This is a genomic window from Neobacillus niacini (assembly GCF_048572935.1).
Taxonomy (GTDB): domain Bacteria; phylum Bacillota; class Bacilli; order Bacillales; family Cytobacillaceae; genus Neobacillus; species Neobacillus niacini.
In genome coordinates, this window is record NZ_CP183883.1 from 2,304,161 (window position 1) to 2,329,526 (window position 25,366).

General features: G+C 37.4%; 26 protein-coding genes. 21 read left to right on the forward strand and 5 right to left on the reverse strand.

Translation table 11 applies throughout. The features are described from left to right. The first annotated feature begins 22 nt into the window (after positions 1–22). Positions 23–829 (forward strand): adenosylmethionine decarboxylase, encoded by an 807-nt coding sequence (gene speD / locus ACN6MT_RS10965; RefSeq protein WP_419955877.1) that lies wholly within the window; start codon positions 23–25, stop codon positions 827–829. A gap of 143 nt (positions 830–972) precedes the next feature. Then, positions 973–1,698: an AAA family ATPase gene (locus ACN6MT_RS10970; RefSeq protein ID WP_419955878.1), complete on the forward strand. Its 726-nt coding sequence runs from the start codon at positions 973–975 to the stop codon at positions 1,696–1,698. Positions 1,699–2,061: 363 nt separating this feature from the next. On the opposite strand, the gene ACN6MT_RS10975 is transcribed toward ACN6MT_RS10970, so the two are convergent. Both ACN6MT_RS10975 and ACN6MT_RS10980 read right to left on the reverse strand, forming a co-directional pair. Continuing rightward, on the reverse strand, positions 2,062–3,396 hold the full coding sequence (locus ACN6MT_RS10975; protein ID WP_419955879.1) for an amino acid permease: 1,335 nt from the start codon (positions 3,394–3,396) through the stop codon (positions 2,062–2,064). Between the two features lie 176 nt (positions 3,397–3,572). After that, a complete protein-coding gene (locus ACN6MT_RS10980; protein WP_063252171.1) occupies positions 3,573–3,794 on the reverse strand; it encodes a DeoR family transcriptional regulator in 222 nt (73 codons plus the stop codon). Between the two features lie 448 nt (positions 3,795–4,242). On the opposite strand from ACN6MT_RS10980, the gene dat reads away from it, so the two are divergent. From dat to ACN6MT_RS11005, 5 genes are all read left to right on the forward strand, one after another. Further along, positions 4,243–5,112: a D-amino-acid transaminase gene (gene dat / locus ACN6MT_RS10985; RefSeq protein ID WP_419955880.1), complete on the forward strand. Its 870-nt coding sequence runs from the start codon at positions 4,243–4,245 to the stop codon at positions 5,110–5,112. A 110-nt stretch (positions 5,113–5,222) separates the two neighbouring features. Continuing rightward, positions 5,223–5,789 carry an RNA 2',3'-cyclic phosphodiesterase gene (gene thpR, locus ACN6MT_RS10990; RefSeq protein WP_419955881.1) on the forward strand — a complete coding sequence of 189 codons (567 nt, stop codon included), beginning with the start codon at positions 5,223–5,225 and terminating at the stop codon, positions 5,787–5,789. Between the two features lie 29 nt (positions 5,790–5,818). Beyond that, complete coding sequence (locus ACN6MT_RS10995; protein WP_419955882.1) at positions 5,819–6,802, forward strand: diacylglycerol/lipid kinase family protein; 984 nt, start codon at positions 5,819–5,821, stop codon at positions 6,800–6,802. After that, entirely contained in the window at positions 6,789–8,936 is a 2,148-nt protein-coding gene (pulA, locus tag ACN6MT_RS11000) for a type I pullulanase (RefSeq protein WP_419955883.1), read from the forward strand. Before ACN6MT_RS10995 ends, pulA begins: the two co-directional genes overlap by 14 nt. Positions 8,937–9,114: 178 nt before the next feature. Further along, positions 9,115–9,888, forward strand: a complete 774-nt coding sequence (locus tag ACN6MT_RS11005; RefSeq protein ID WP_419955884.1) for a phosphotransferase — start codon at positions 9,115–9,117, stop codon at positions 9,886–9,888. On the opposite strand, the gene ACN6MT_RS11010 is transcribed toward ACN6MT_RS11005, so the two are convergent. Then, positions 9,889–10,167: a YtzH-like family protein gene (locus ACN6MT_RS11010; protein WP_063252181.1), complete on the reverse strand. Its 279-nt coding sequence runs from the start codon at positions 10,165–10,167 to the stop codon at positions 9,889–9,891. Positions 10,168–10,306: 139 nt separating this feature from the next. On the opposite strand from ACN6MT_RS11010, the gene trmB reads away from it, so the two are divergent. Then, the gene (trmB, locus tag ACN6MT_RS11015) at positions 10,307–10,948 is read left to right on the forward strand and encodes a tRNA (guanosine(46)-N7)-methyltransferase TrmB (RefSeq protein ID WP_419955885.1); all 642 of its coding nucleotides are present in this window, start codon (positions 10,307–10,309) and stop codon (positions 10,946–10,948) included. Positions 10,949–11,025: 77 nt separating this feature from the next. After that, a complete protein-coding gene (locus ACN6MT_RS11020; protein ID WP_419955886.1) occupies positions 11,026–11,865 on the forward strand; it encodes a YtnP family quorum-quenching lactonase in 840 nt (279 codons plus the stop codon). Between the two features lie 48 nt (positions 11,866–11,913). On the opposite strand, the gene ACN6MT_RS11025 is transcribed toward ACN6MT_RS11020, so the two are convergent. After that, entirely contained in the window at positions 11,914–12,240 is a 327-nt protein-coding gene (locus ACN6MT_RS11025; protein ID WP_419955887.1) for a PepSY domain-containing protein, read from the reverse strand. A 167-nt stretch (positions 12,241–12,407) separates the two neighbouring features. Here ACN6MT_RS11025 and ACN6MT_RS11030 point away from each other — a divergent pair, with 167 nt between their 5' ends. The 7 genes from ACN6MT_RS11030 to murC all read left to right on the forward strand — a co-directional run bounded on the left by ACN6MT_RS11030 (position 12,408) and on the right by murC (position 20,028). Continuing rightward, positions 12,408–13,481, forward strand: coding sequence for a M42 family metallopeptidase (locus ACN6MT_RS11030; RefSeq protein ID WP_419955888.1), 1,074 nt, complete (start codon positions 12,408–12,410; stop codon positions 13,479–13,481). 60 nt (positions 13,482–13,541) lie between these two features. Next, positions 13,542–14,066, forward strand: coding sequence for a DUF84 family protein (locus ACN6MT_RS11035; RefSeq protein WP_419955889.1), 525 nt, complete (start codon positions 13,542–13,544; stop codon positions 14,064–14,066). Between the two features lie 119 nt (positions 14,067–14,185). Next, positions 14,186–14,698: a hypothetical protein gene (locus ACN6MT_RS11040; protein WP_419955890.1), complete on the forward strand. Its 513-nt coding sequence runs from the start codon at positions 14,186–14,188 to the stop codon at positions 14,696–14,698. A 21-nt stretch (positions 14,699–14,719) separates the two neighbouring features. Next, positions 14,720–15,034, forward strand: coding sequence for a thioredoxin family protein (locus ACN6MT_RS11045; RefSeq protein WP_063252194.1), 315 nt, complete (start codon positions 14,720–14,722; stop codon positions 15,032–15,034). Between the two features lie 78 nt (positions 15,035–15,112). Then, the gene (locus tag ACN6MT_RS11050) at positions 15,113–15,931 is read left to right on the forward strand and encodes a DUF1444 domain-containing protein (protein ID WP_419955891.1); all 819 of its coding nucleotides are present in this window, start codon (positions 15,113–15,115) and stop codon (positions 15,929–15,931) included. Between the two features lie 93 nt (positions 15,932–16,024). Continuing rightward, positions 16,025–18,496, forward strand: a complete 2,472-nt coding sequence (locus ACN6MT_RS11055) for a DNA translocase FtsK (RefSeq protein ID WP_419955892.1) — start codon at positions 16,025–16,027, stop codon at positions 18,494–18,496. A 230-nt stretch (positions 18,497–18,726) separates the two neighbouring features. Beyond that, positions 18,727–20,028, forward strand: a complete 1,302-nt coding sequence (murC, locus tag ACN6MT_RS11060; protein ID WP_063252198.1) for a UDP-N-acetylmuramate--L-alanine ligase — start codon at positions 18,727–18,729, stop codon at positions 20,026–20,028. Positions 20,029–20,081: 53 nt separating this feature from the next. Here murC and ACN6MT_RS11065 read toward each other — a convergent pair whose 3' ends face one another. Further along, entirely contained in the window at positions 20,082–21,197 is a 1,116-nt protein-coding gene (locus ACN6MT_RS11065) for an aminopeptidase (protein ID WP_419955893.1), read from the reverse strand. Positions 21,198–21,411: 214 nt separating this feature from the next. On the opposite strand from ACN6MT_RS11065, the gene ACN6MT_RS11070 reads away from it, so the two are divergent. From ACN6MT_RS11070 to ccpA, 5 genes are all read left to right on the forward strand, one after another. Continuing rightward, complete coding sequence (locus ACN6MT_RS11070; RefSeq protein ID WP_063252201.1) at positions 21,412–21,873, forward strand: DUF948 domain-containing protein; 462 nt, start codon at positions 21,412–21,414, stop codon at positions 21,871–21,873. Positions 21,874–21,899: 26 nt separating this feature from the next. Then, the gene (locus ACN6MT_RS11075) at positions 21,900–22,268 is read left to right on the forward strand and encodes a YtxH domain-containing protein (RefSeq protein ID WP_419955894.1); all 369 of its coding nucleotides are present in this window, start codon (positions 21,900–21,902) and stop codon (positions 22,266–22,268) included. Between the two features lie 89 nt (positions 22,269–22,357). Further along, positions 22,358–22,690, forward strand: a complete 333-nt coding sequence (gene ytxJ, locus ACN6MT_RS11080) for a bacillithiol system redox-active protein YtxJ (RefSeq protein ID WP_063252204.1) — start codon at positions 22,358–22,360, stop codon at positions 22,688–22,690. Between the two features lie 230 nt (positions 22,691–22,920). Further along, complete coding sequence (locus tag ACN6MT_RS11085) at positions 22,921–23,997, forward strand: bifunctional 3-deoxy-7-phosphoheptulonate synthase/chorismate mutase (protein ID WP_063252206.1); 1,077 nt, start codon at positions 22,921–22,923, stop codon at positions 23,995–23,997. 354 nt (positions 23,998–24,351) lie between these two features. Beyond that, entirely contained in the window at positions 24,352–25,350 is a 999-nt protein-coding gene (gene ccpA, locus ACN6MT_RS11090) for a catabolite control protein A (protein WP_063252207.1), read from the forward strand. Positions 25,351–25,366: the final 16 nt, after the last annotated feature.

Sequence of the window (25,366 nt, forward strand, 5' to 3'; positions counted from 1 at the left end):
AAATCCAAAAGGGGGAAGCTGCATGAAACTTTCACACAAAGAGACCATTGAACTACATGGCTTTAACAACTTGACCAAATCATTGAGTTTTAATATGTACGATATTTGTTATACACGATCAAGGGAAGAGCGTGAGGCATATTTAAAGTATATCGATGAACAATATAGCGCCGAAAGACTGCAAAAGATATTAACACATGTATCTGATATTATTGGGGCTCATGTATTAAACGTTGCAAGTCAAGATTTTGAACCGGCTGGAGCAAGTGTAACGCTTCTCGTATCAGAGGGGCCAGTCGAAAATGCTCCGTCAGAGCATTTTGAGGAATCACCAGGACCGTTGCCGGAATCGGTTGTTATGCAGTTAGATAAGAGTCATATCACGGTTCATACATACCCTGAATATCATCCAGATGAAGGAATCAGCACTTTTAGGGCGGATATTGACGTATCAACGTGCGGGGAAATATCACCGCTTAAGGCCCTGCATTATCTGATTCGTTCGTTTGAAACTGACGTGATGACAATAGATTATCGTGTTCGTGGATTTACAAGAGATAAGGATGGATATAAATTATTTATTGATCACGAAATCAGCTCAATTCAGAATTATATACCTGAGGACGTTGGCGAACTATTCGACATGATTGATGTAAATGTGTATCAAGAAAATATTTTCCATACAAAGTGTAAACTCCGCGACTTTGATTTAAACAATTATTTATTTGGCTATAAGAAAGAAACGTTACAACCAGAAGAGTTAATTGAAATTACCGAAAGAATAAAACTAGAAATGGATGAAATTTTTTATGGGAAAAATATGGTGTGATGCATGACAATTCTTTTGTTAACCTTATTATGGAGAACAGTAGCCAAAAGGAGAGTGCGCAGCTTTGCAAAAAAGTAAGGCTGCTTTTTTGCGTTAATGGTGTAAAATGGTGTTCATAAGATTTTATTAAGTAGGAGAATATTATGTTTTTAAAAAAAGTGACAATATTAAAAGAAAAGATTCCAACCTTTAACCTTTACCCCTTTTCCATACCAGCAATTGAGAGCCTTGATGAGATTAAAATAGAAAGGAACGTCACCTTTTTTGTAGGAGAAAATGGGTCGGGTAAATCTACTTTATTAGAAGCAATAGCGGACAAATGTGGCTTTAATACAGCTGGCGGCGGAAGAAATAATTCTTATGATGTTTATGAAACAGATTCTGAGCTTAGCCAATTCATAAGGCTTTCCTGGATGCCAAAAGTAACGAATGGTTTCTTTTTACGTGCAGAATCATTTTATCATTTTGCTACCCATATTGATGAGGTGGATGAGAACGGATTTAAAGATTACGGCGGGAAATCATTGTTACAACAATCGCATGGAGAATCTTTTTTGTCACTATTTTTAAACCGATTTAATGGGGAAGCCATTTATCTGTTAGATGAACCGGAGGCTGCATTATCACCTGCAAGGCAATTGACCCTCTTAAAAATCATTCATGACCTCGAAACACGAGGTGATTCCCAGTTCATCATTGCTACTCATTCTCCTATTCTATTGGGTTATCCGGAAGCAGACATTTATAGCTTCGACAATGGTGGAATTTTCAAGATTAACTATGAAGACACAGACCATTACAGCATAACAAAATACTTTTTAGAAAATAGAAAGAGATTTCTTCATGAGCTTTTTAAAGAAGACGAATAGCTCTAGCAAAAAGCAGGGATACCTAAATGATAGTAAAGGGTTCCGTTTTAAGAAAAAACTCACTCTCTTTTAGTTAAGATGTATCGTCTTTAATCGAGTAACCAGCAAAAGTATAATAAGCGGAGATTTTCCGCTTAAGCAAAGCAAAAACCCCCATTTTCCAATTTTTCGAGCCCATAGGCGGAATCTTTCCGTCTATTTTAGCCTTTTTTATACTAATTACTAATTAAGCGGAATTTCTACGGCTATTTATCAACTCAGGTGCTTAACCTCATCCCCTCCCAACCAATAAATAAAGAAAAAGACGTATGCAAATTCATACGTCAATTCACCCGAAAATGGAACCCTTTAAATAATTGGATATCACTTCTTTTTTGCTTTTAATGAAAGAACTACCAGTACTCCCACTATTAAAAGAGAGACGGTTGAGCCTATTATATTGTTTGGCGTTAAAATAAAACCAATAAAAATTAAACTTAATACTACTATAGCGATAATCGTTGTATATGGAAACCATTTAACCCTAAAAGAAGGAGTAACCTTATACTGCGGTCTCAGCTTTAAATGGGCTGAACAAATTCCTATCCAAACTATCATAATTGTGAAGCCAGGGATTGTCATAAGGTAACTAATGATATTACTAGGACTGATGTAAGCTAAGAATACACCAACTAATAGACAGAGACTGGTAATCATAAGACCAATAAAAGGAATTCCGTTACTAGAGGTTCTCATTAATCCTTTAGGAGCAACTCCGCTTTTAGCCATAGAAAATAGTGTTCTCGATGTTGCATAGATCCCTGAGTTGGCGGCTGAAAGAACGGCTGTTAATAGAATGAAATTCATTACATGTGCTGCTCCAGGAAGTCCAGTCATAGTAAAAACTTGAACGAATGGACTTTCTTGACCATTAACAGAATTCCAAGGCATAATACCACAAATAATTAAGATCGGAAAAATATAAAAAATAATAACCCGCCATACTGCACCCTTAATAATACTTGGCATAACTCGTTCAGCGTCCTTCGTTTCAGTCACAGCAACCCCAATTAACTCAGCACCGCCATATGAAAACATAACGACCAAAAAGGCACTTAGCATCCCACTGACACCGTGCGGGAAAAATCCGCCATGTGCAGTATAGTTTGCTAGTGGATCCCCAATATCACTTGGAAAAACTCCAAAAATGATAAGAGCGCCCAAAAAGATAAAAGCGACTAACGCGATTATTTTTATCCCTGCAAACCAAAACTCGAGCTCTCCATAATATTTTACCGGGAATAAATTAATCCCAATAATGACTGCAGCACATATTAGGCTAAGAAGCCATAATGGTATCGAGGGATACCAAAATTGCAGAAAACTTCCAGCTGCTAATAATTCAACCGTGATAACAATGGTCCAGTTAATCCAATATAACCAGCCCGTGATAAATGACAGCTTAAAACCAAAGGCTCGATAAAGAAGCAGCTGTACATTATGATTGGGAAAAGCAATAGCCATCTCACCTAGAGCAGCCATGACGATAAACAATAATAGCCCGCCAATAAGATAGGTAAAGATAACACTAGGTCCAGCGATATTTAACGTATCGGAACTACCTTTGAAAATTCCTGTACCAATCATGCCGGCTAAGGCAATAAACTGGACATGCCTTGGCAGTAATCCTTTTTTTAGTTCATGATGATTATTTTCCATGTTGTCCTACCTTTATTTAAAAAGTTTTCACTATCTTACATAAACGCTTTTAAGCGCTAAAGTATTATACTAATATATCATAATATACTAGATATTCAACCCTATTTTACAAATAAAAGCAAGCACGCACGCGAGATATTCGCGTGCGTGCTTGCTTTTATTTGTTTATCCATATATTACGAAGACATCTTTACTTTTTTTTGTGTGGTCGTCCATTTTCCGCGGCTTGGGCTTATTACCAAGTCATTATAGGCTAAAACATTTAAATCTCGTTGTATGGTGCGAGGAGTGATACCAAATTCCTCTACAAGTTCTTGCGTCGTGACTGTGCCCTTATTACGAATAAACATGTAGATGCATTTGATGCGGTTTAACATCCGGTTAGTTGAAGGTTTCAAAGAACCACTCCCTATCCTTTTATAAAAACCTAGTGTCTATCCCTCTACCGACAGCCTCTTTGATTAGTATGTAATTTTCTTCCCGCAGACAACTCCTTTTATTAATAGATAGTTGCAGTGGATACCCCGATGACTTACATTTATTGTACCCACAATTTCTGAAAATTTCCACCATTAGCGAAATATTTACATAAAAAACATAACTTCGTAACAATAATTGTTCGGTTATTCTCCTCCCTTACTTGATTCTTACTATAGTCTATGGATGTAAATGTTAAGTTTATGACAAATTAATTGAATTTTTTGTAAATTAACACCTTTCGACGTAAAAGTGCTAATGGAAAATATTTCGTTTTTAAACAGAATCTTGATAAGATAATGGCGAGGATATCAAAATATTGAAATTGTTCCGTTGGCTCAATAATACTAACTAAAAGGGGACTAAAGAATGGAATATGCTTTATTAAATGGGGAGATTATAGACCGGTCGGAAGCAAAGGTTGATGTTGAAGACCGTGGTTATCAGTTTGGCGATGGTGTGTACGAAGTTATCCGTGTTTATAATGGAAAAATGTTTACACTAACTGAACATTTAAAACGATTCGCTAATAGTGCTGAAAGTATAGGGATTTCTATACCATTTTCGATTGTAGAATTAACGGAAATGTTAGAAGAACTATTACTGAAAAACAATTTGCAAACAGGAAATATCTATATGCAGGTGACCAGAGGAACTGCGCCTCGGAATCATTTATTTCCAACAGGAAATGTTCCACCAACAATTGTAGCCTATACAATTAAGGGAGTACGACCTTTGGAAAACCTCAAGTCTGGAGTAAAAGCAATCTTAACAGAGGATATTCGCTGGCTTCGCTGCGATATAAAAAGTTTAAATTTACTTGGTAATCTTTTAGCTAAACAAAAAGCAAGCGAGCAAGGCTGTTTTGAGGCGATTCAGCACCGCGGCCAGGATGTCACAGAAGGAAGCTCTTCAAATATCTTTATTGTAAAAAATGGGACAGTCATAACCCATGAATCGAACCATTTAATCCTAAAAGGAATTACAAAAGATGTGATAGTAGATCTCTGTAAGAAAAATAATATCCCAGTACTTGAACGGACTTTTTCACTTGCAGAACTTGGGGAAGCAGATGAAGTATTCTTATCGAGTACAACAGCCGAAGTAATGCCGGTAATTGAAATTGACGGAAATAAAATTAAATCCGGAAATCCGGGTCCACTAACTCGAAATTTGCAAGAATTTTTTAAAAAAGAAATTGAAAAACAATGTGGAGTACTTGTTAATAACGGAATCTAGCATAGAAACGTGCAACGGAAAAAATCTGGTGCACGTTTCTATTTTTATTAACCTATATAATACATACAAGTTGGAAAAAATAGTCTAAAATAAGAAAAGGAATGATAAATATGAACAAACAAACACATTTTTTCTTTGCGATAAAAATTCCGCAAGAAACAAAGCTGATCTTGAAAGAAAATAGGGAGAGGTTAAAAGAATTTCTCCCATTCGGCCGCTGGGTTCACCATGAAGATTTGCATATAACATTAGCTTTTCTAGGAGATGCCCCTTCTGAAAAACTTACTAGAGCGATGGAGAACGTTCAAGCAGCATTAAGCGGGACAAAAGGATTTATATTGAAAATAACCAGGCTTGGAGTCTTTGGTAAACAAGATTCACCGCGGATTTTTTGGGCAGATACAAATGAAAGTAAAGAATTGCAGGTCGTTAGAAAAAAAGTATTTTCCGCATGCTTAGAGGCTGGTTTTCAACTTGAAACAAGACCCTTTAAACCCCACCTCACCCTTGCACGTAAATGGACAGGGGACAAACCTTTTCAGCAAAATCTCCTTAATGTATGGGATAAGCTTCAGCCAGAGCCGCTTTTATTTAAAGTGGATGAGGTTGTTTTATACCAAACACATCTTGATAAAACACCGAAATACGAGGAAAAAACAATATACAAATTGGAATAAGCTACAAATTAACGTAAAAGGTTGGTTGTATGAAACAAATCTATTTTATTATCAATCCAAAAGCGAGAAATGGATACTGCTTAAATGTATGGAGGAAACTTGAAACAAAACTACTCGAAGATAAAATCCCTTACTTGGCCTTCTTTACGGAATACCCTGGTCATGCGATCAAATTAGCGTCGCAAATTGCTGCAAAAGACCATGAGAAAAAAGTCATTATTGCCGTTGGCGGGGACGGAACCATGCACGAAGTCGTGAATGGAATTGTAAAATATAACAATATTACTCTTGGTTTCGTACCAGGAGGATCTGGAAATGACTTTTCTCGGGGCTTTCAAATCCCCTCAGACCCAGAAGAAGCTTTATCGGTTATTCTTCGGCTGATAAAAAAGGAAGCAACAATCATTGATATTGGAATGGTCACGATGAAGGATCATTCAGAAACCTATTTTATTAATAATATGGGTGCTGGGTTCGATGCATTAATTTCCCATGAGGTAAACCATTCTAAAGTTAAAGCTTGGCTCAATAAACTGTCTTTAGGCCGGTTGGTATACGTGTATTTTTTACTAAAAAAACTATTTTCTTATAAATGCGCAACAATTGATTTATCAATTGACGGCAGAAGGCATATACTTGAACAAACATGGTTTGTAACTGTTTCCAATCAGCCCTATTACGGGGGAGGTATGATGATTGCACCTGATGCGATCCCCGATGATGGACTCTTAGATATTACGGTAGTCCATAGTTTGTCAAAATGGAAGCTATTATTGGTTTTTATTAGCGTATTTTGGGGTAAGCACATTCAATTTAAAGAGGTACAGACCTTTAAGGGAAGAATCGTTTTCATTCAATCTTCAGCTTCCTTATATGTCCATGCTGATGGTGAGGACATAGGATACACTCCCTTAAATATCTATGTTCAAACAAAAAAACTAAAGGTTTTAACGAGGGTGGGAAGTATGCGAGAAACTGTTCTGAAAGAGAGGGACTCGAATGAACTCCAATGACCGTATTTTCCTAGCTTATTTAGATGAGATGGATATCATTACGATTCTTCTGCCACTTTCCTATCATCAAGGTTTGTCTTCCACTTTCACGATCACTGATGAGATGCAACATGTTAGAACTTTGCAAATTATCAAGAAGCAGCAAATTGAAAATAATAATAAATATATTTGTCGGCTGGCTGAGGAAATTACTTTTGGTCATTCCTACTGGATTATGGATGAGCATGGTGGAAGAACTGATCTTCAAATAGGTGCAGTAATACGAACACCTGCATTTGATGACCGTTTTTTCTATGGTGGAAACGACCTTGGTGTGAAATGCAGCGATCATCAAACGGGTTTTAAACTTTGGGCGCCAACAGCCACACAAGTAAAATTAAAATTACGAAATCCAATCAGTTCTTACTCAAAAATTGTCAAGATGAAACGCGAGAATAAAGGTGTTTGGTCAGTAGTCATTCACGAGGATTTAGAATTTTATCAGTATACCTTCCTAATCCTTGTCAACCAGGAATGGAGAGAATCGATAGATCCTTATGCTGTTGCAGTTACGGCGAATGGGGAACTAGGGGTTATTGTGAAGCTGGAGAAAACGCGGAGGAAAAAGCCTTCATTACCTCCATTTGAATATCCAGTTGATGCCATTATTTATGAAACGCATATCAGGGATTTCACCATCCATCAAAATAGTGGTGTAAAGAATAAAGGTCTTTATTTAGGGGCAAGTGAGTTAAACACAAAAGGAAAAGACACTGAGCCAACAGGACTTTCTTATATAAAGGATTTAGGTATAACTCATATTGAATTTCTGCCATTCAATGATTTCGCCGGAGTAAATGAATTGGAGCCAAATAAAGACTATAATTGGGGTTATAACCCCATACACTTTAATGTACCAGAAGGTTCCTATTCCACAAATCCATCCGATCCCTACGCCCGAATTATAGAATTGAAGCAATTGATTGATGCCATTCATGGACAAGGAATAAGGGTTATTATGGATGTAGTATACAATCATGTCTACATTCGCGAAACATCTTCCTTTGAAAAAGTTGTTCCGGGATATTATTTTCGACATAACGAGCTTGGCTTTCCTTCGAATGGTACAGGAGTTGGAAATGATATTGCCTCAGAGAGGAAAATGGTAAGAAAGTTCATCGTTGATTCTATCCGTTTTTGGATGGAGGAATATCATATTGATGGTTTTCGTTTCGACCTAATGGGGATTTTGGATGTTGAAACCATGAAGGAAGTTAGGAAAACTTGTGACAGCATTCAAGAGGGAACCCTAATTATCGGAGAAGGCTGGAACCTAAATACCCCGCTTCCCATTGATAAAAAAGCCATCATTCGCAATCACTCAAAGCTTCCTGACATCGGTCAATTCAATGATAAATTTCGTGATACGATAAAGGGAAGTACTTTTAATTTGTATGATAAAGGATACGTATTAGGGAATGAGCATTATTATGAAGGCGCTATCGATGTTATTACTGGAAGCATTGGATTAAATCAAGAAGCTGGCGGCCTCTTAACTGAACCTTTTCAGTCGGTAAATTACGCGGAATGCCATGATAACCATACCATTTGGGATAAACTTGTTTCTTGTCTTCCAGATTTAGATGATGCACTTCATATGAAATATCATAGGCTTGCAACTGGTCTTGTACTATTATCCCAAGGGATTCCTTTTCTGCACAGCGGTCAGGAATTCTTCAGGACAAAACGAGGCGATGGGAATAGTTACAAATCACCAGATCATATTAACCAGCTTGATTGGGATCGGAAGCACCTTTATCAGGATAATGTTAACTATATAAAGGGATTGATTCAGATCCGTAAAGAAATGCCTTGCTTCCGAATGAAAAGTGCTGATGAAATTCGAGCAAATACTCATCTTTTACCGCTGCTTTCGCCACTAATTGGAGTTTACTATCAGTGTTTAAGTAATGATATTAGTGAAGTTCTTCTACTCATCAACCCTTTAAGGACAAAGCAATTAGTTGAAATACCAGATGGCATCTGGACAGTAATCGCCAATGATAAAGATGCGGGAATTTCTTCCACTCAAAAGGTGGAAGGAAAAGAAATAGTACTAGAACCAGTTTGCTTAACCATTCTAGTAAAAAAATAGTTTGGTCAGATGTACTTGACGACTAAAGCTAATTGGAGATAAAATTTAGTAAGATGGCTATTGTGTGTTATTGTCCAATAGCTTTTTTTATTTTTCTAAAATATTTTTCTTAATTAAACTACTAAATGGTGTTTTGAGAGACCCATTTGAGAACGGCATAAATTGAAGGTGAACAATTTTGGAACATATATTAGGACAAGAATGGGAGATTGTCCCTGCGGGGGGCGCAACGGGAGAAGCCTTTTATGCTAGCTATGAAGACCAAAGGCTTTTTCTAAAACGCAATTCCTCTCCTTTTCTAGCAGTTTTATCTGCAGAAGGAATCGTCCCAAAGCTTGTTTGGACAAAACGATTGGAAAACGGAGATGTGATTACGGCACAGCAATGGCTCCCTGGACGTGAATTAAAGCCACATGATATGAACCATGAACGTGTTGCTAGGATGCTCAGGAAGATTCACCGCTCTGAACCAATGGTTGGGATGTTAAGCAGGCTTGAAAAGCAGCCTTTACAGCCAGATATGATATTTCAATCTGTTGTTGAGCTCTTGGATGAAGAAGTGTTATCATTCCCTGTTGTAAAAAAAGCATTGAATTTTCTATTAGAAGAGGCAGCAAATGTCTTCAGTAATGAGAAAGTCGTTTGTCATGGAGATGTCAACCATAACAACTGGCTGCTTACGGAAGACAACCAGTTGTATTTAATTGACTGGGATGGTGCGATGATTGCAGACCCAGCGATTGATCTTGGTATGCTTCTTTATTTGTACATTCCGGAAGCTAATTGGGATAGCTGGTTATCGATGTATGGAAAACCGTTAACAGAAAACCTAAAGCTTAGAATGAAATGGTATGTTGCACTTCAAACTCTATCTTCTATTCAATTTTACAAAAATAAAGACCGGCTTCTCGAAATGGATAAGTGGATTGCCTTTTTAGATGAGCTTTTGTAATCAGGAATACGTGTCTATATTAGACACCCACTGTGATAAATTACCTTGATTGGAAAGAATATGCTCGTCTAAATCTGCAGTTTGGGCGCCGTACTGACTGTAATTGTATACCTCCTGCAATATGCTTTTAACATTTTGGTCAATCTGTGTGTTCACCATTAAAGACTTTACTAATCGTTCCAATTGTTCACATTCTGAAACAGACCCACAGCAATCGGTTTGATGATTATTTAATATATCTTTTAGTAATGAAACTTGGTCCTGATGACTTAATGGCATGTTGGTACACCCTTTCAAGTGAAAATAAAAAAGAATTCACAGTTAGGTTGTGAATTCTTTTTTTGTTTATACATTAATGGGGAACCCCATTATTACCAATAATAAAAAATAATATCTTTATTAGGAGTGGCAAAGCAAAATGAGACTTAGGCATAAACCTTGGGCGAAGGAAATGATTGAGAACCATCCACAATATATTGTCGCAAACCCAGAAAATTATAAAGGAAAGTGGCATGAAGTTTTTCATAATGAACAGCCTCTTCACATTGAAGTTGGAACAGGAAAAGGCCGCTTTATAACAGAAATGGCAAAGGCACATCCCGATATAAATTATATAGGCATAGAACTTTACGACTCCGTTATTGTTGCTGCTTTAGAACGATTAATTGAAGCCGATTTGCCAAATTTAAGATTACTCAATGTCAATGCCAGCGATTTAAGTGATTACTTTGCAAAGAATGATGTTGACAGAGTCTACCTGAATTTTTCAGACCCATGGCCTAAGAGCCGCCACGAAAAAAGAAGGCTGACTTATAAGGACTTTTTGAAGCTTTACGAAAATATTCTGGCGGATAAAGGTGAAATCCATTTTAAAACAGATAATCAAGGCTTGTTTGAATATTCATTGAAAAGTTTTTCCGAGTATGGATTATTATTAACTTTCCTTAGCCTTGACCTTCATAAAAGTGATTATGAAGGAAATATCATGACAGAGTATGAACAAAAGTTTTCCGAAGCGGGTAATCGAATTTACCGCTGTGAGGTAAAATATCAAAACTAATGTCCCAGACAGTCTATTAAAAGACTGTCTTTTTTGTATATGTTAAAATATAACTAATAAATCAAAGGGGGAAAGAAATGGAGACGTTAAAAATTGGCAGGGTTCAGCTTACTTGGTTAGCAGGTGGAATTACAAACTTAGATGGCGGCGCAATGTTCGGAGTCGTTCCTAAACCGCTATGGTCCAAAAGATATCCGCCTAATGAAAACAATCAAATTGAACTCCCTACCGATCCAATCTTAATTCAAATGGATGGCATGAATATTTTGGTAGAAGCAGGACTTGGAAAAGGAAAATTATCTGAAAAACAACTTAGAAATTTTGGCGTTACCGCACAATCTAACGTGGATAGCTCTTTAAAACAAGTAGGATTAAACCCAGAAGATATCGACTATGTTTTAATGACCCATATGCATAACGATCATGCTGGCGGTCTGACAAAATTGGAAGATGGTTTTTATAAATCAGTCTTTTCTAAAGCTAAAATTATTACCTCCGCTGTTGAATGGGATGAAATGAGGAATCCGAATATTCGTTCCAAAAGTACATATTGGAAGGAAAATTGGGAAGCAATTGAATCGCAAGTGATTCCTTTTGGTGAAAAATGGAGTCTAGGAGCGCTCAGGATGTATCATACTGGCGGTCATAGCAATGGACATTCTATTCTTGTTATTGAGGATGAAGGGGAATTGGCCATCCATATGGCTGACTTAATGCCTACGCATGCGCATAAAAGCCCACTTTGGGTAATGGCCTATGATGATTATCCAATGGACTCGATTGCCGCAAAAGAAAAATGGAGTACCTATGCATTGGATAAAGAGGTTTGGTTTACTTTTTACCATGATGCATTTTATCGTGCGGTAAAATGGGGGGCAGATGGTCAAATTCAGAACAGTATAAAGAGGATAAAATAAGGTCACGATAGTAAAAAGCCGTACCTCTTTGGATACGGCTGCTGTTTATTATAGGGCTGGCTCTGTAGCTGACTTTACGTCAATCAGTGTTCCGGTCGTTGCATCTGCAATAAATTCGAACTGTTCATTTACTCCATTTTGGCTTTTAGAAATCCCGCCCTTATAAACTTGATATTTGATGTCGTGTTTCTCAAAAGGCTCCGTTATCATATGGATCCAAGAGCCATTAATGGGTCCGTTTTGATTGAATTGTTTTTTTACGTTTTCTAAAACCTTTTCAGGTGAAACATAGGTTTTCTGTGAAATGACTTCCTTGACTGCATATCCGCTTATTACTCCGACTGCAGCTCCAAGGAGAAATGATTTCCAGTTCATAATGCACCTCCGGATATTCAAATTGCTATTATTTCCAGTATATCTCATTTAATAAAAAGAACATAATAAATCCTTAAGACAAATTAATTGTTGTTAAGAGAACTATTAGTTCAGTAAGATAAAAAATATACATATTGTTATTAGACCATTAAAGGGGGAAATTTATTTTGAATGAGCAGACATTAAATTTATTTAAAACGTTAACAGAGCTTCCAGGAGCACCGGGAAATGAGCATTTAGTTAGAAACTTCATGAAAGAGCAATTATCTCAATACGCGGATGAAATCATTCAGGACAAATTAGGCAGTATTTTTGGTGTTAAAAAAGGTACTGAAAATGGACCAAGAATAATGGTTGCTGGTCATATGGATGAAGTTGGTTTTATGGTAACGGCGATTACGGATAATGGAATGCTAAGGTTTCAACCGCTTGGAGGCTGGTGGAGTCAGGTCTTATTGGCGCAGCGTGTTCAAGTAATGACAAATAATGGGCCAGTTATTGGTGTCGTAGGCTCCATTCCTCCTCACCTATTGGATGAGGCTAAGCGCAGCAAACCTATGGAAATGAAAAATATGCTAATTGATATTGGTGCGGATGATCGTGAGGACGCAGAACGAATTGGTATTAGACCTGGTCAAGCCATCCTGCCTATTTGCCCTTTTACACCGATGGCGAATGAAAAGAAGATACTAGCAAAGGCTTGGGATAACCGATATGGTTGCGGGCTTGCGGTCGAATTACTTCAAGAAGTAAAAGATGAAACTTTGCCAAATATTCTTTATTCCGGCGCAACCGTCCAAGAGGAAGTAGGTTTACGCGGCGCACAAACAGCTGCCAACATGATTAACCCCGACATCTTTTTTGCGTTAGATGCGAGCCCAGCTAACGATATGTCAGGAAGTAAATCGGAATTTGGTCAATTAGGTAAAGGCGCACTCCTCCGAATTCTTGATAAATCAATGGTGACCCACCGTGGAATGAGGGAGTTTATTCTTGATACTGCAGAAACAAATAAGATTCCTTATCAATACTTTGTTTCACAGGGCGGCACGGACGCAGGACGCGTTCATCAATCTAATGAAGGTGTTCCAAGCGGCGTTATCGGTATTTGTTCTCGTTACATTCATACACATGCTTCGATCATCCATATCGATGACTATGCAGCTGCTAAAGAACTCATTGTAAAACTCGTAAAAGCTTGTGACCAAACAACAGTGGATACCATTAAAGCAAACAGTTAATTTTTACAAAGGGGAGGCATGATATGCCTTCTTTTTATATGGGAAAGGAGAGGTTGTAAAATGAAAATTATTATTGGTTCAAATAATCCTGCTAAAGTGGATGCGGTAAAAAATGCATTTCATTATCAACAAACGGAGTTTCTTTCGTTGGATATCCCATCGGGCGTGAGTGAGCAGCCTTTTTCAGATGACGAGACCATTAAGGGAGCTATTAATCGTGCTGTTGGTGCTTTGGAAATGGGAAACGGAGATATTGGAATCGGGCTAGAGGGCGGTGTCCAAGAATCTGCCCAAGGTTTGCTGCTATGTAATTGGGGGGCGCTAGTCTCAAAAAATATGGAACCCATTATTGCCGGCGGAGCCAGGTTTCTACTTCCTCTAGAGATTGCGGATCGATTAAGAGCAGGAGAAGAACTTGGACCCATTATGGATGATTATGCAAAGAAGGAAAACGTGCGAAAGAAGGAAGGGGCAGTTGGTATCTTTACCAATGGATTGATTAACCGTTCAGAGATGTTTTCACATATTATGAACCTCCTGGTTGGTCAATATCACTATCAAAAAGCCACTAGGAAGCAGGATTAGTTTCAAATAAAAGAATCCATTCTTTTTCGACAACAAAAATCGACAAAAGACTTGTCTAATGAACATTAGGGAAGGTATGATATAGATAGGACAATTGTCATATTAGGAGGCGAAGAAAGATGAAATTCTTTAATGCCATTTTGATCATAATCTTATCTATACTCTTACTAAGTGCCTGTGGCAAGTCAAATTTTAAAGCCGAAAGCAAAGAAACGATTGGAACAGTGAAAGAAGCACTTAATGAAAAAGCGAAAAAAACAAACCAAAAAAGCGGAGATATTAACTTTTATTTGCCATTTGGGTATGAAATTGAAGACGAGTCTCCAAATAATATCATTTTGAAAAATGGATCTAAACAATATATTCTTTTTAATAATCCTCAAGAAAATAAAGTGAGCGATGTAGTTTACAAATCAACCGTTGCGCAAAATAAGAACCTGGATATTAATCAACAATTTAAGAAAAGTGACCAGTTTGGCTACCTAATCATTAAGAAACTAGACGAAGATATGAATGAAATGACTATAGGTATTGGTGGAACAAAGATTACAACATTGATTAAAACAAGCAGTATGAAAAATGAAGCTGCAGTGATGACACAAATGGTAAAATCAGTTGTAAATGTGGATTAATAATAAAGGAGGGTATTTCTTTTGAAAAACTTAGCGTCTATGGAGCAATTCGAACAACTCCGTGATGGAGGAAAAACAATATTCATGTTCTCGGCAAACTGGTGTCCAGATTGTCGGATTATCGAACCCATACTTCCAGAAATAGAAGAAAAGTTTAGTGAATTTACTTTTATTCATGTTGATAGGGACGAATTTATTGAGTTATGCCAACAGTTGGATGTATTCGGTATTCCAAGCTTTATTGCATTTGAAAATGGGAAAGAGCTTGGCCGCTTTGTTAGTAAGGATCGGAAAACGCAAGAGGAAATAGAAAGATTTATTAACGATCTAAAATAATACAGTCATACTCCTCCATCTTTTTTGAGATGGAGGATTTTTTAATGTACAATTGGATGGTAGGCTGGAGGGATAAAGATGAAGATGGATAGCATTAAAATGAAAAGAGAATTAGAAACACGCTTAGCTGCGGCCGATCGGCAAATCACGTATGATCGTGAAAAGGATCAATTACGTATTGAACATAAAACCCTTGGAAAAGGAATAACGGTAACTCTGGGGGGGATTGTTGCAAAGTGGCATTCAGAGAAGGAAAAGGCCATTGACGAAGTGGTTTATTATGTAGAAGAGGGACTAAGGGCCATGACGGATTCAGTCCAGTTAACAGACCATGAGAAAAAGATTTTTCCGGTTATTCGCTCGACATCATTTCCTAACGAATCAGAAGAAGGTGTTCACTTTTTAACGGAGGAGCACACTGCAGAAACAAAAATCTTTTATGCCTATGATATGGGCACAACGTACCGATTAATTGATTCCCGTATCATGGAAAAAGAAGGATGGCAGGCAAACCGCATTAAAGAAATCGCCTTATTTAATGTGAGGTCACTAAGGACATCTTTGAAGGAAGATCAAGTAGCAGGTAATACCTTTTATTTTCTGAATTCAAACGATGGCTATGATGCAAGCAGAATATTAAATAAAGGCTTTTTAAATGATATGCAGAAAAAAATCACAGGGACTATGGTCCTTGCTGTACCACATCAGGATGTATTAATCATTGCGGATATTCAAAACAATACGGGATATGATGTTTTGGCACAAATGGCGATGAGCTTCTTTGCTAATGGACGCGTACCAATAACAGCTTTATCATTTTTGTATGAGGATGGAGAATTAGAACCAATTTTTATATTAGGTAAAACACGAAATGAAGACGGAAAAGGATCACGGTAAGTGGTCTTTTTTGCTTATTCTTAGATTTTTTGTCGAAAATTTTATAATAACTGTTAAAATAGATTGATAGAAATAGTAGAAAGAGTGATAGTTTTGAGCTGGATCCAAAACTTTTTTCAAAGGTTTATAAAGGACAATCAGGATGAATATGCTGAATATGACATACATACCAAGAAACTGGATAGGTCGCTGCCTCATAAGATAATAGAGGGCAGTTATCATCTTGATACGAAAATTTCATATCAGTATCCAAAAGGTAAACGACAATTGTATGTGCAGCCAGAGGTTCCAACTATAAAACCTGAAAAAAACAATCGTCAAAAAAGGGTAGAGCAGCGTTCGCGTTCTGAAGTAAAAAGCTCAGAAATTAGAAATTCTGACATTAAAAGCTCAGACACAAAGACAAGGGAGGTAAATAACAAAATTATACCTCCAATTAAGAAAAAACCGTTCCAACTGACTGAAGTTCCTTCACCTATTTATGGGTTTAGCAGACCTGCTAAATCATCAGAATCCATTGTCGAGCATGAGTTAAGCCATTTTCTTGATGACGATTCTGATAAACTATTAGTTTCAATTATGGCGGCAGAGCAAAATTCAATGCCCGAAGTGGAACTCGCTACCTTGGAGACGGCTGTTGCGATACCGGAAGCAAATGAACTCAATGAAGAGGTTCCAGTAATTGAAGTGCTCCCATCAAATGAAAAGGTTCCAGTAATTGAAGTGCTCCCATCAAATGAAAAGGTTTCAGTAATTGAAGTGCTTCCAGCAAATGAAGAGCTTCCAGTAAATGAACCTAAGGTAGAGGAACAAACACCGGATTTAAGAGAAATAAAAGCCCGAAAACGTTCCCATCTTCCTTTCAATGTAATGATGCTAAAACAGGATAAGGTAAAATGGGAGGAAAGAAAAAGCAGAAGAACTTTACCAGAGGAAATAGGCAGGGATAAGGAAGAAACAAACGAAGTAAAGATAAAGCCGGGCAATCTTGAATTAAAAGAAGAAAATCCAATTGACCTTCCTGAAGATGAAGTCATCGTTAATAACCCAGTAACTGTTCAACCTGAACTCAAAGTTGAATCGCTGCCGGCTGCAAGTAACAACGTAAAAGTGGGGTCAAATGTTGAATCAGGTTCAAATTTATATGAATTTCCAAAGATGAACTTGTTAAAACCTCCTGTAATTGTTGAAGATGATACAGAATGGTTACTCTACCAAGAAGAATTATTAAACCAAACGCTGCAGAATTTTAATGTTGGTGCGAGTGTTGTAAATGTAACTCAAGGACCAGCTGTGACTCGTTTTGAAGTCCAGCCAGAGCCCGGTGTAAAGGTAAACAAAATTACAAATTTAAGCGATGATATTAAACTAAGCCTAGCGGCCAGAGATATCCGAATTGAGGCACCTATTCCAGGTAAACATACGATAGGTATTGAGGTGCCAAATCAAAAATCACGTCCTGTGTTAATCAACGAAATTATTCAGAGTCCAGTGTTTCGTGAATCGGCTTCTCCGTTAACAGCGGTATTAGGTCTCGATATTTCCGGTAAACCCATCGTGACAGATTTAAAGAAAATGCCTCATGGATTAATCGCTGGAGCAACAGGTTCTGGTAAGAGTGTATGTATTAACACAATCTTAGTAAGTTTATTATTCAAAGCAAGTCCGGAGGATTTAAAACTATTATTAATTGATCCTAAAATGGTAGAGCTTGCTCCCTATAATCGAATTCCACATTTAGTCAGCCCGGTCATAACGGATGTAAAAGCTGCCACAGCGGCCTTAAAATGGGCTGTAGAGGAAATGGAGAGACGGTATGAGTTATTCGCACATACAGGAGTTCGGGACATAAATCGTTTTAATGAGCTCGCCATCATGCATAAACAATACGCTGATAAACTTCCTTTTATTGTCATTGTTATTGACGAATTAGCTGATTTAATGATGGTATCGCCCGCCGATGTTGAAGAAGCAATTTGCAGAATTGCGCAAAAGGCAAGGGCATGTGGAATTCATTTAATTGTGGCTACGCAAAGACCGTCAGTAGATGTTATTACTGGATTAATTAAAGCTAATATTCCAACGCGAATTTCCTTTTCTGTGTCTTCACAGGTCGATTCCCGCACCATTATAGATATTAGCGGGGCCGAAAAATTACTGGGCCGAGGAGATATGCTCTTTTTAGAGAATGGCTCATCAAAACCGGTCCGTCTTCAAGGAACTTTTGTTTCGGATGAGGAAATTGATCTTGTGGTCGGGCATGTAAGAGAACAACGTGAGCCTGATTACCTGTTTGAACAAGAGGAATTATTAAAAAAGACACAGGTAACAGAAGATGAAGATGAGCTGTTTTACGAAGCATGTGAATTTATTATCGAACAAGGGCTGGCGTCGACCTCAAGCTTACAAAGGAGATTTAAAATCGGCTATAACCGTGCTGCAAGATTAATGGATATGCTCGAATCAAATGGATTTATTACTAGTGCAAACGGCAGTAAGCCCCGCGAAGTTTTGATTACGTTGGCAGACTTGGAGTCTTTGCAAGATACTGGTACAATAAACTAATCTTACGTATCCTTTGTTAAGGAAAAGCAAAAAATATATTGTTAATAAAAGTATCAAATAGTTTTTATTGATGAACAATGATATAATACTTAAATGTGAATCACTCATATATTTTTACACATTAACAAGTTAAAGCGTTAAGGCACTCAGCCTTTCGTTTTAAAAGTTAGCATTTCAAGATAGATGTCATATACTGTTTTACAGATAGACGTTGGTTGGAGGTTCTTTATATGACTATTTACCATTTTGTAGGTATAAAGGGGTCAGGAATGAGTGCATTAGCACAAATTCTCCATGATATGAATTTCGATGTACAAGGCTCCGATGTCGAAAAGCGCTTTTTTACTCAACTGGCCCTTGAAAAATCAGGAATAAAGATTCTCCCCTTTCAAAAGGAAAACATCAAACCGGGGATGACTATTATTGCTGGAAATGCATTTCCTGATACTCATGAGGAAATTCAAGAGGCTATGAAGCTCGGGCTGCCGATTATCCGTTACCACCGATTTTTAGGCGATTTTATGCAAAGTTTTACAAGCGTGGCTGTAACTGGTGCACATGGTAAAACGTCTACAACGGGTCTGCTTGCCCATGTTATTAAAGGAGCAAAGCCGACTTCGTTTTTAATTGGTGATGGTACAGGCAAAGGCGAAGAAGGCTCGAAATATTTTGTTTTTGAAGCATGTGAATACCGTAGACATTTTTTGTCCTATTTTCCTGATTATGCGATTATGACAAATATAGATTTTGATCATCCGGATTATTTTGCCAATATTGATGATGTTTTTTCTGCATTCCAAGAAATGGCAGTTCAGGTTAAGAAGGGGATATTCGCACATGGAGATGATGAACAGCTTCAGAAAATCCAGGCAAAAGTCCCTGTATTGTTTTATGGATTCGGTGAGGAGAACGACTACCAAGCCAAAAATCTGGTGAAAAGTACGAGTGGTACAACATTTGATGTCTTTATTCGTAATACATTTTATGATACATTTACCATTCCTACTTTCGGTGAGCATAGTGTTTTAAATGCACTTGCTGTTATAGGTGTTTGCCATTACGAAGAAATTGATGTTTCGATTGTTAAGGAACAATTGGATACCTTCCAAGGTGTGAAAAGAAGATTTTCTGAAAAAAGTATCGGTTCACAAATATTGATTGATGATTATGCGCATCACCCAACAGAAATTAAAGCGACCATCGATGCAGCCAATCAAAAATATCCAGATCGAGAAATTGTAGCCGTGTTTCAGCCTCATACGTTTTCGAGGACGCAGGCATTTCTAGAGGATTTTGCAAAAAGTTTGAGACTTGCAGATAAGACGTACTTGTGTGAAATTTTCGGCTCTGCTAGAGAAAATCATGGGAAGCTGACGATCAAAGATCTTCAAACAAAAATTGAAGGTGCAGAAATTTTATCGGAAGAAAATACATCCCTGCTTGAGAAACATAAAAATAGCGTCATTATCTTCATGGGTGCAGGGGATATCCAAAAATTCCAAGCATCCTATGAAAATCAGTTAACCTTGTAAAAAACAAAGGATGTCAGTCCAGCTGACATCCTTTGTTTTTTATTTTTTACTTTTTATTTTAAATTTTCAGGGTTAAGACCTTCCAGTTCTGGAATAACGAACAGACCGTCTTTACGGATTAACACATTATCAAAATAGATTTCGCCCCCTCCATATTCTGGACGCTGAATGTTAACCATATCCCAGTGAATATTTGAATGGTTTCCGTTAAAGGCCTCATCATAGCATTGACCTGGTGTAAAGTGGAAGCTGCCTGCGATTTTCTCATCAAATAAAATATCCTGCATTGGAGTTAAGATGAATGGGTTAACGCCGATAGCAAATTCTCCAACATAACGTGCTCCTTCATCAGTATCAAATATTTTGTTGATTCGCTCAGTATCGTTGGCAACAGCCTCTACGATTTTACCATCCTTAAAGGTTAACTTTACATTTTCAAAAGTAAAACCTTGGTAAGGTGATGGAGTATTATAAGAAATCACTCCATTAACTGAATCACGTACGGGTGCACTATATACTTCCCCATCAGGGATATTGGCGTGACCTGCACACTTTATAGCAGGGATATCTTTTATAGAGAAGGTAAGGTCTGTTCCTGGTCCTGTTAGACGAACCTTATCTGTCCGGTTCATCAATTCCACAAGACCGTCCATGGCTTGATCCATTTTTCCATAATCCAAATTACATACATCAAAATAGAAGTCCTCAAATGCCTCGGTGCTCATTTTAGCGAGCTGAGCCATATTTGATGTTGGGTAGCGGAGAACAACCCATTTTGTTTTAGGCACTCGGATATCTCGATGAACCTTCTTTCCAATGGTATTGCCATGAATTTTAATCTTATCGTCTGGAACATCTGCCTGCTCATTTATGTTATCACCTGAGCGCAGTCCTATGTATGCATCCATTTTGCCCATAACATTTGCTTCAAAATCTGCCATCATATTGAACTGCTCTTCTTGGGCTCCAAGTAATAATGCCCGATCAACTTGTTGATCTTTTAATAGTACAAATGGATATCCACCAGCTAAATAAGCTTCCTTAACGAGTGCTGTAACAAGCTCGCGCTGCAGACCAAAGTTTTCGATTAATACCTTTTCACCCTTTTTCAGTTCTACTGAGTAGTTTATTAGGTTTTTTGCTAGTTTTTCGATACGCGGATCCTTCATACTTATCCCTCCAAAACAAAAAATGTAAATCCATCCTCTATTGTAACCGATTCCTTAGAAAGTGAGAAATATTCAACTTAATAAGAAAACGTATTGTAATCCTTTGCAGGAAAATGAGACAATCATATTGAAGTAGTATAAGATACCTATTTAGGTTTAACACATCCTTAGATAGGTAATACATAAAGGTATAAAAAGCGGAGGTAAAAAACAAATGGAAATTATTTTATACTTAAGTGTCGCTTTAATCGCGATTGCATTTTTAGTACTAGTCATCTACCTGGCAAGAACGCTTAACTCTCTTCAAGAGACTCTTTCCAGCGTTTCAACCACTCTCACAGGATTAGAAAAACAATTGGATGGAGTCACTAAAGAAACAACTGAACTCTTACAGAAAACCAATGCATTAGCAGATGATATTCAGGAGAAATCTCAGAATTTAAATAGTGTTGTCTCTGCTGTAAAAAATGTAGGGACTACGGTAAATAAGTTCAATGGCACCTTAAAAACGTTAACTGAATCTTTTGATATACAAGTTGAAGAAAATAAAGAAAAAATTTCACAAATCGTGCAATGGAGTAATGTTTTCATTGAACTAAAGGATAAATGGAATGCTAAGAAGCAAGAAAAAAAAGCCACTCATGTGGAGGAGATTAAGAGAGTTAGGTCGCACTAATCTATTATATGAGGGAGGAATCCAGAATGAGCAGTAATGATTATGAAATGCGAGAAACAAAACAACAAAACAAAAGTGACTCATCCAGCAGTTTTTTATTAGGAGCATTTATTGGCGGACTAGTAGGTGCAGCTGCAGCCATTTTCTTAGCCCCTAAATCAGGCAGAGAGCTAAGAAGTACACTTAACACCCAAGCGGGTACGTTAAAGGAAAAAACGGTCCAGCTGATGAATAAAACAAAGGCACCAGTTGAAGTAGAAGAAGATCATTATATTCCAATTGGTGATTCGCCAAAAGCAACTAGTAAAGATTCAGTTGATGAACTTTCCGTTAGAAAAAAATTAGAAGAAGCAAAAAAAGCCTTTGAAGAGGAAGAATATAAAGTAACACATTGATAGAACAATCGAAAAATAATTCAATTATTTGTATCAAAAACGGTGAAGTGATAGAATGACTTCACCGTTTATTATTGGGAGGAAACAATATGTTGAAAAAAATTGATACATTAGAACAGTTTGAAGATTTATTGAAAAAAGAGGACAAATTTTTTATCTTAAAGCATAGTCTAACTTGCCCAATTAGTCATGCAGCCTATCAGGAGTATGAAAAATACGCAGGCGGGGATCAAGGAATACCGACGTATTATTTAGCTGTGCAAGATGCACGCCCTTTATCAAATGAAATTGCTGAGAAATTTGAAATTAAACATGAATCTCCTCAGGCACTATTGATTAAGAAAGGTGAGCCTGTCTGGAATGCTTCTCATTGGAAGATTACAAACAAATCTTTAACTAGTGCAACAAATGAAAATTTATAGTACCTTTTTTACTGTCATGCATACAATAATTTATTATAAAACCGATTTGCTTTAGTGCTTAAAAGCGTTTAATCATTAAAGAAAAAAGGCGTGACAAAAAAGCTCTTATCAGATATAATAAAGCCTAATTATTGAATAATTAAAAAACTTATATTTAAGGGAGCTAGCTGACAGTATTTAGTCATTCTGCAATCATTCTGTCAGGCTATTGAAAGGACGGGGGACAATAAATGAGCAAAAATAACTTGGAACTGTTAAGGACACGTGTCGATGATTTAAATTTAGAATTGTTGAAACTAATTAATGAGAGAGCTCAACTTGTCCAAGAGATTGGGAAGGCTAAAGAAAGTCAAGGTGTGTACAAATACGATCCGGTTCGTGAAAGAAAAATGCTTGATGTCATTAAAGAACATAATGATGGGCCATTTGATAATGCTACAATTGACCATTTGTTTAAGGAAATCTTTAAGGCTGGCTTAGATTTGCAAAAGGATGATCATCAAAAAGCACTTCTTGTTTCTAGAAAGAAGAAACCTGAAAACACAATCGTCAACTTAAAAGGTGAAACGGTAGGAGACGGAAAACAGCATTTTGTTTTTGGTCCATGTGCGGTCGAGTCCTATGAACAAGTGGCTACTGTAGCAAAAGCAATGAAAGAAAAAGGTTTAAAACTTTTGCGTGGCGGTGCTTATAAGCCAAGAACTTCTCCATATGACTTCCAAGGTTTAGGCGTTGAAGGATTAAAAATCTTGAAACGAGTGGCCGATGAGTATGATATGGCTGTTATCAGTGAGATTGTAAATCCAGCAGATATTGAGATGGCGATTGATTATATCGATGTTATTCAAATTGGTGCACGTAACATGCAAAACTTTGAATTGTTAAAAGCTGCAGGAGCAGTCAATAAGCCAGTTCTTTTAAAACGTGGAATTGCAGCGACTATTGAAGAATTTATAAATGCTGCTGAATATATTATGGCACAAGGAAATGGACAAATCATTCTTTGTGAACGAGGAATTCGAACATACGAACGGGCAACTAGAAATACGCTTGATATTTCTGCTGTGCCGATTCTTAAGCAAGAAACACACTTACCAGTAATGGTGGACGTAACTCACTCAACTGGCCGTAGAGATTTACTTCTTCCTTGCGCAAAAGCAGCACTTGCAATTGGTGCTGATGGGGTGATGGCTGAAGTTCACCCAGATCCTGCAGTAGCACTTTCAGATGCGCAGCAGCAAATGAATCTTGATCAGTTTAATACTTTTTATAGTGAACTGCTTGCTTCTAATTTAGTTAGAGTTTAATTAAGTGTAAACGACCCTCTGCATTCCTTGCGGAAGGTCTTTTTTTTATTAAATAATGAAATTATAGTGAAAATGTGAACAAACATCATTGCGACTTGTTTGTTCTTATCGTATTATTAGATACATAAATAAAAGTTTGTATATTATCTCACAAAGAGAAAAGCGGAAGCGCCTTGTTCAGCCCCGACAAGCACTGGAGGGCCTGTGGATGAAGTCGTGCTTTTTGACTTCATCTGCAGGACCGAAGTGACTCGAGGGGCTAGGCGCTGAAGCTGGACAAAAAAAAGACTAAATTATTGAAAATGCTGTAAAATAAGAGAAAATACGTATCGTGTTTAAGGAGAGTGTAAAAACGTGAATATTACAATTTATGATGTTGCCCGTGAAGCGAATGTTTCAATGGCAACCGTTTCACGTGTTGTCAATGGAAATCCAAATGTAAAGCCTGTTACTCGAAAAAAGGTATTAGAAGTCATCGACAGACTTGGTTACCGTCCTAATGCAGTTGCAAGAGGATTGGCTAGCAAAAAAACTACAACCGTTGGCGTTGTAATTCCAGATATCTCGAATATCTTCTTCGCAGAACTCGCACGTGGTATCGAAGATATCGCAACAATGTATAAGTACAATATTATTTTAAGTAATTCTGATCAAAACAAAGAGAAAGAATTACACTTATTAAATACCATGCTGGGAAAACAAGTTGATGGAATTGTTTTTATGAGTGGAAATATCACCCCAGAGCATGTTGAAGAATTTGGCAAATCACCAGTACCAATTGTCTTAGCTGGATCAATTGAAGAAACTGAACAGATTCCTTCGGTTAACATTGATTATGAGCAGGCTGTATATGACTCAGTGAAGGAATTTATTGATAAAGGTCATAAGCATATTGGATTTGTAGTTGGGCCATTACAAGAGCCGAGAAATATCCACAAAAAACTAAAAGGATATCAGCGGGCACTTGCAGATGCAGCGATTGACTATAATGAGTCACTTATTGTTGAAGGTGATTACACGTATGATTCCGGCTTAGAAGCGTTTGATAAATTATTGGAAGCTCCTAATAGACCGACGGCCATATTAGTTGGCTCTGATGAAATGGCACTTGGTGTTGTCCATGGCGCCGAGGATAAGGGATATAAAATTCCTGAAGACTTCGAAGTCATTACATCAGATAATACTAGGCTTTCATTAATGGTTCGCCCGCAGTTGACCACAATCGTTCAGCCTTTATACGATATCGGTGCAGTGGCTATGCGTCTACTTACCAAATTAATGAATAAAGAAGAGGTAGAGGAACAAACCGTTGTTCTTCCACACCGTATTGAGTACCGACAATCAACGAACTAATAAGAAAGGAAGCGCA

Coding starts and splice junctions, on each gene's coding strand:
- ACN6MT_RS11020 (WP_419955886.1), top strand. CDS start 11,026: ATGGAGACGTTAAAAATTGGCAGGGTTCAGCTTACTTGGTTAGCAGGT.
- ACN6MT_RS11010 (WP_063252181.1), bottom strand. CDS start 10,167: ATGCCATTAAGTCATCAGGACCAAGTTTCATTACTAAAAGATATATTA.
- ACN6MT_RS10970 (WP_419955878.1), top strand. CDS start 973: ATGTTTTTAAAAAAAGTGACAATATTAAAAGAAAAGATTCCAACCTTT.
- ACN6MT_RS10995 (WP_419955882.1), top strand. CDS start 5,819: ATGAAACAAATCTATTTTATTATCAATCCAAAAGCGAGAAATGGATAC.
- ACN6MT_RS11040 (WP_419955890.1), top strand. CDS start 14,186: ATGAAATTCTTTAATGCCATTTTGATCATAATCTTATCTATACTCTTA.
- murC (WP_063252198.1), top strand. CDS start 18,727: ATGACTATTTACCATTTTGTAGGTATAAAGGGGTCAGGAATGAGTGCA.
- trmB (WP_419955885.1), top strand. CDS start 10,307: ATGAGACTTAGGCATAAACCTTGGGCGAAGGAAATGATTGAGAACCAT.
- ACN6MT_RS11035 (WP_419955889.1), top strand. CDS start 13,542: ATGAAAATTATTATTGGTTCAAATAATCCTGCTAAAGTGGATGCGGTA.
- ACN6MT_RS11085 (WP_063252206.1), top strand. CDS start 22,921: ATGAGCAAAAATAACTTGGAACTGTTAAGGACACGTGTCGATGATTTA.
- ACN6MT_RS10975 (WP_419955879.1), bottom strand. CDS start 3,396: ATGGAAAATAATCATCATGAACTAAAAAAAGGATTACTGCCAAGGCAT.
- ytxJ (WP_063252204.1), top strand. CDS start 22,358: ATGTTGAAAAAAATTGATACATTAGAACAGTTTGAAGATTTATTGAAA.
- thpR (WP_419955881.1), top strand. CDS start 5,223: ATGAACAAACAAACACATTTTTTCTTTGCGATAAAAATTCCGCAAGAA.
- ACN6MT_RS11025 (WP_419955887.1), bottom strand. CDS start 12,240: ATGAACTGGAAATCATTTCTCCTTGGAGCTGCAGTCGGAGTAATAAGC.
- ACN6MT_RS11050 (WP_419955891.1), top strand. CDS start 15,113: ATGAAGATGGATAGCATTAAAATGAAAAGAGAATTAGAAACACGCTTA.
- ACN6MT_RS11070 (WP_063252201.1), top strand. CDS start 21,412: ATGGAAATTATTTTATACTTAAGTGTCGCTTTAATCGCGATTGCATTT.
- dat (WP_419955880.1), top strand. CDS start 4,243: ATGGAATATGCTTTATTAAATGGGGAGATTATAGACCGGTCGGAAGCA.
- pulA (WP_419955883.1), top strand. CDS start 6,789: ATGAACTCCAATGACCGTATTTTCCTAGCTTATTTAGATGAGATGGAT.
- ACN6MT_RS11065 (WP_419955893.1), bottom strand. CDS start 21,197: ATGAAGGATCCGCGTATCGAAAAACTAGCAAAAAACCTAATAAACTAC.
- ACN6MT_RS11075 (WP_419955894.1), top strand. CDS start 21,900: ATGAGCAGTAATGATTATGAAATGCGAGAAACAAAACAACAAAACAAA.
- speD (WP_419955877.1), top strand. CDS start 23: ATGAAACTTTCACACAAAGAGACCATTGAACTACATGGCTTTAACAAC.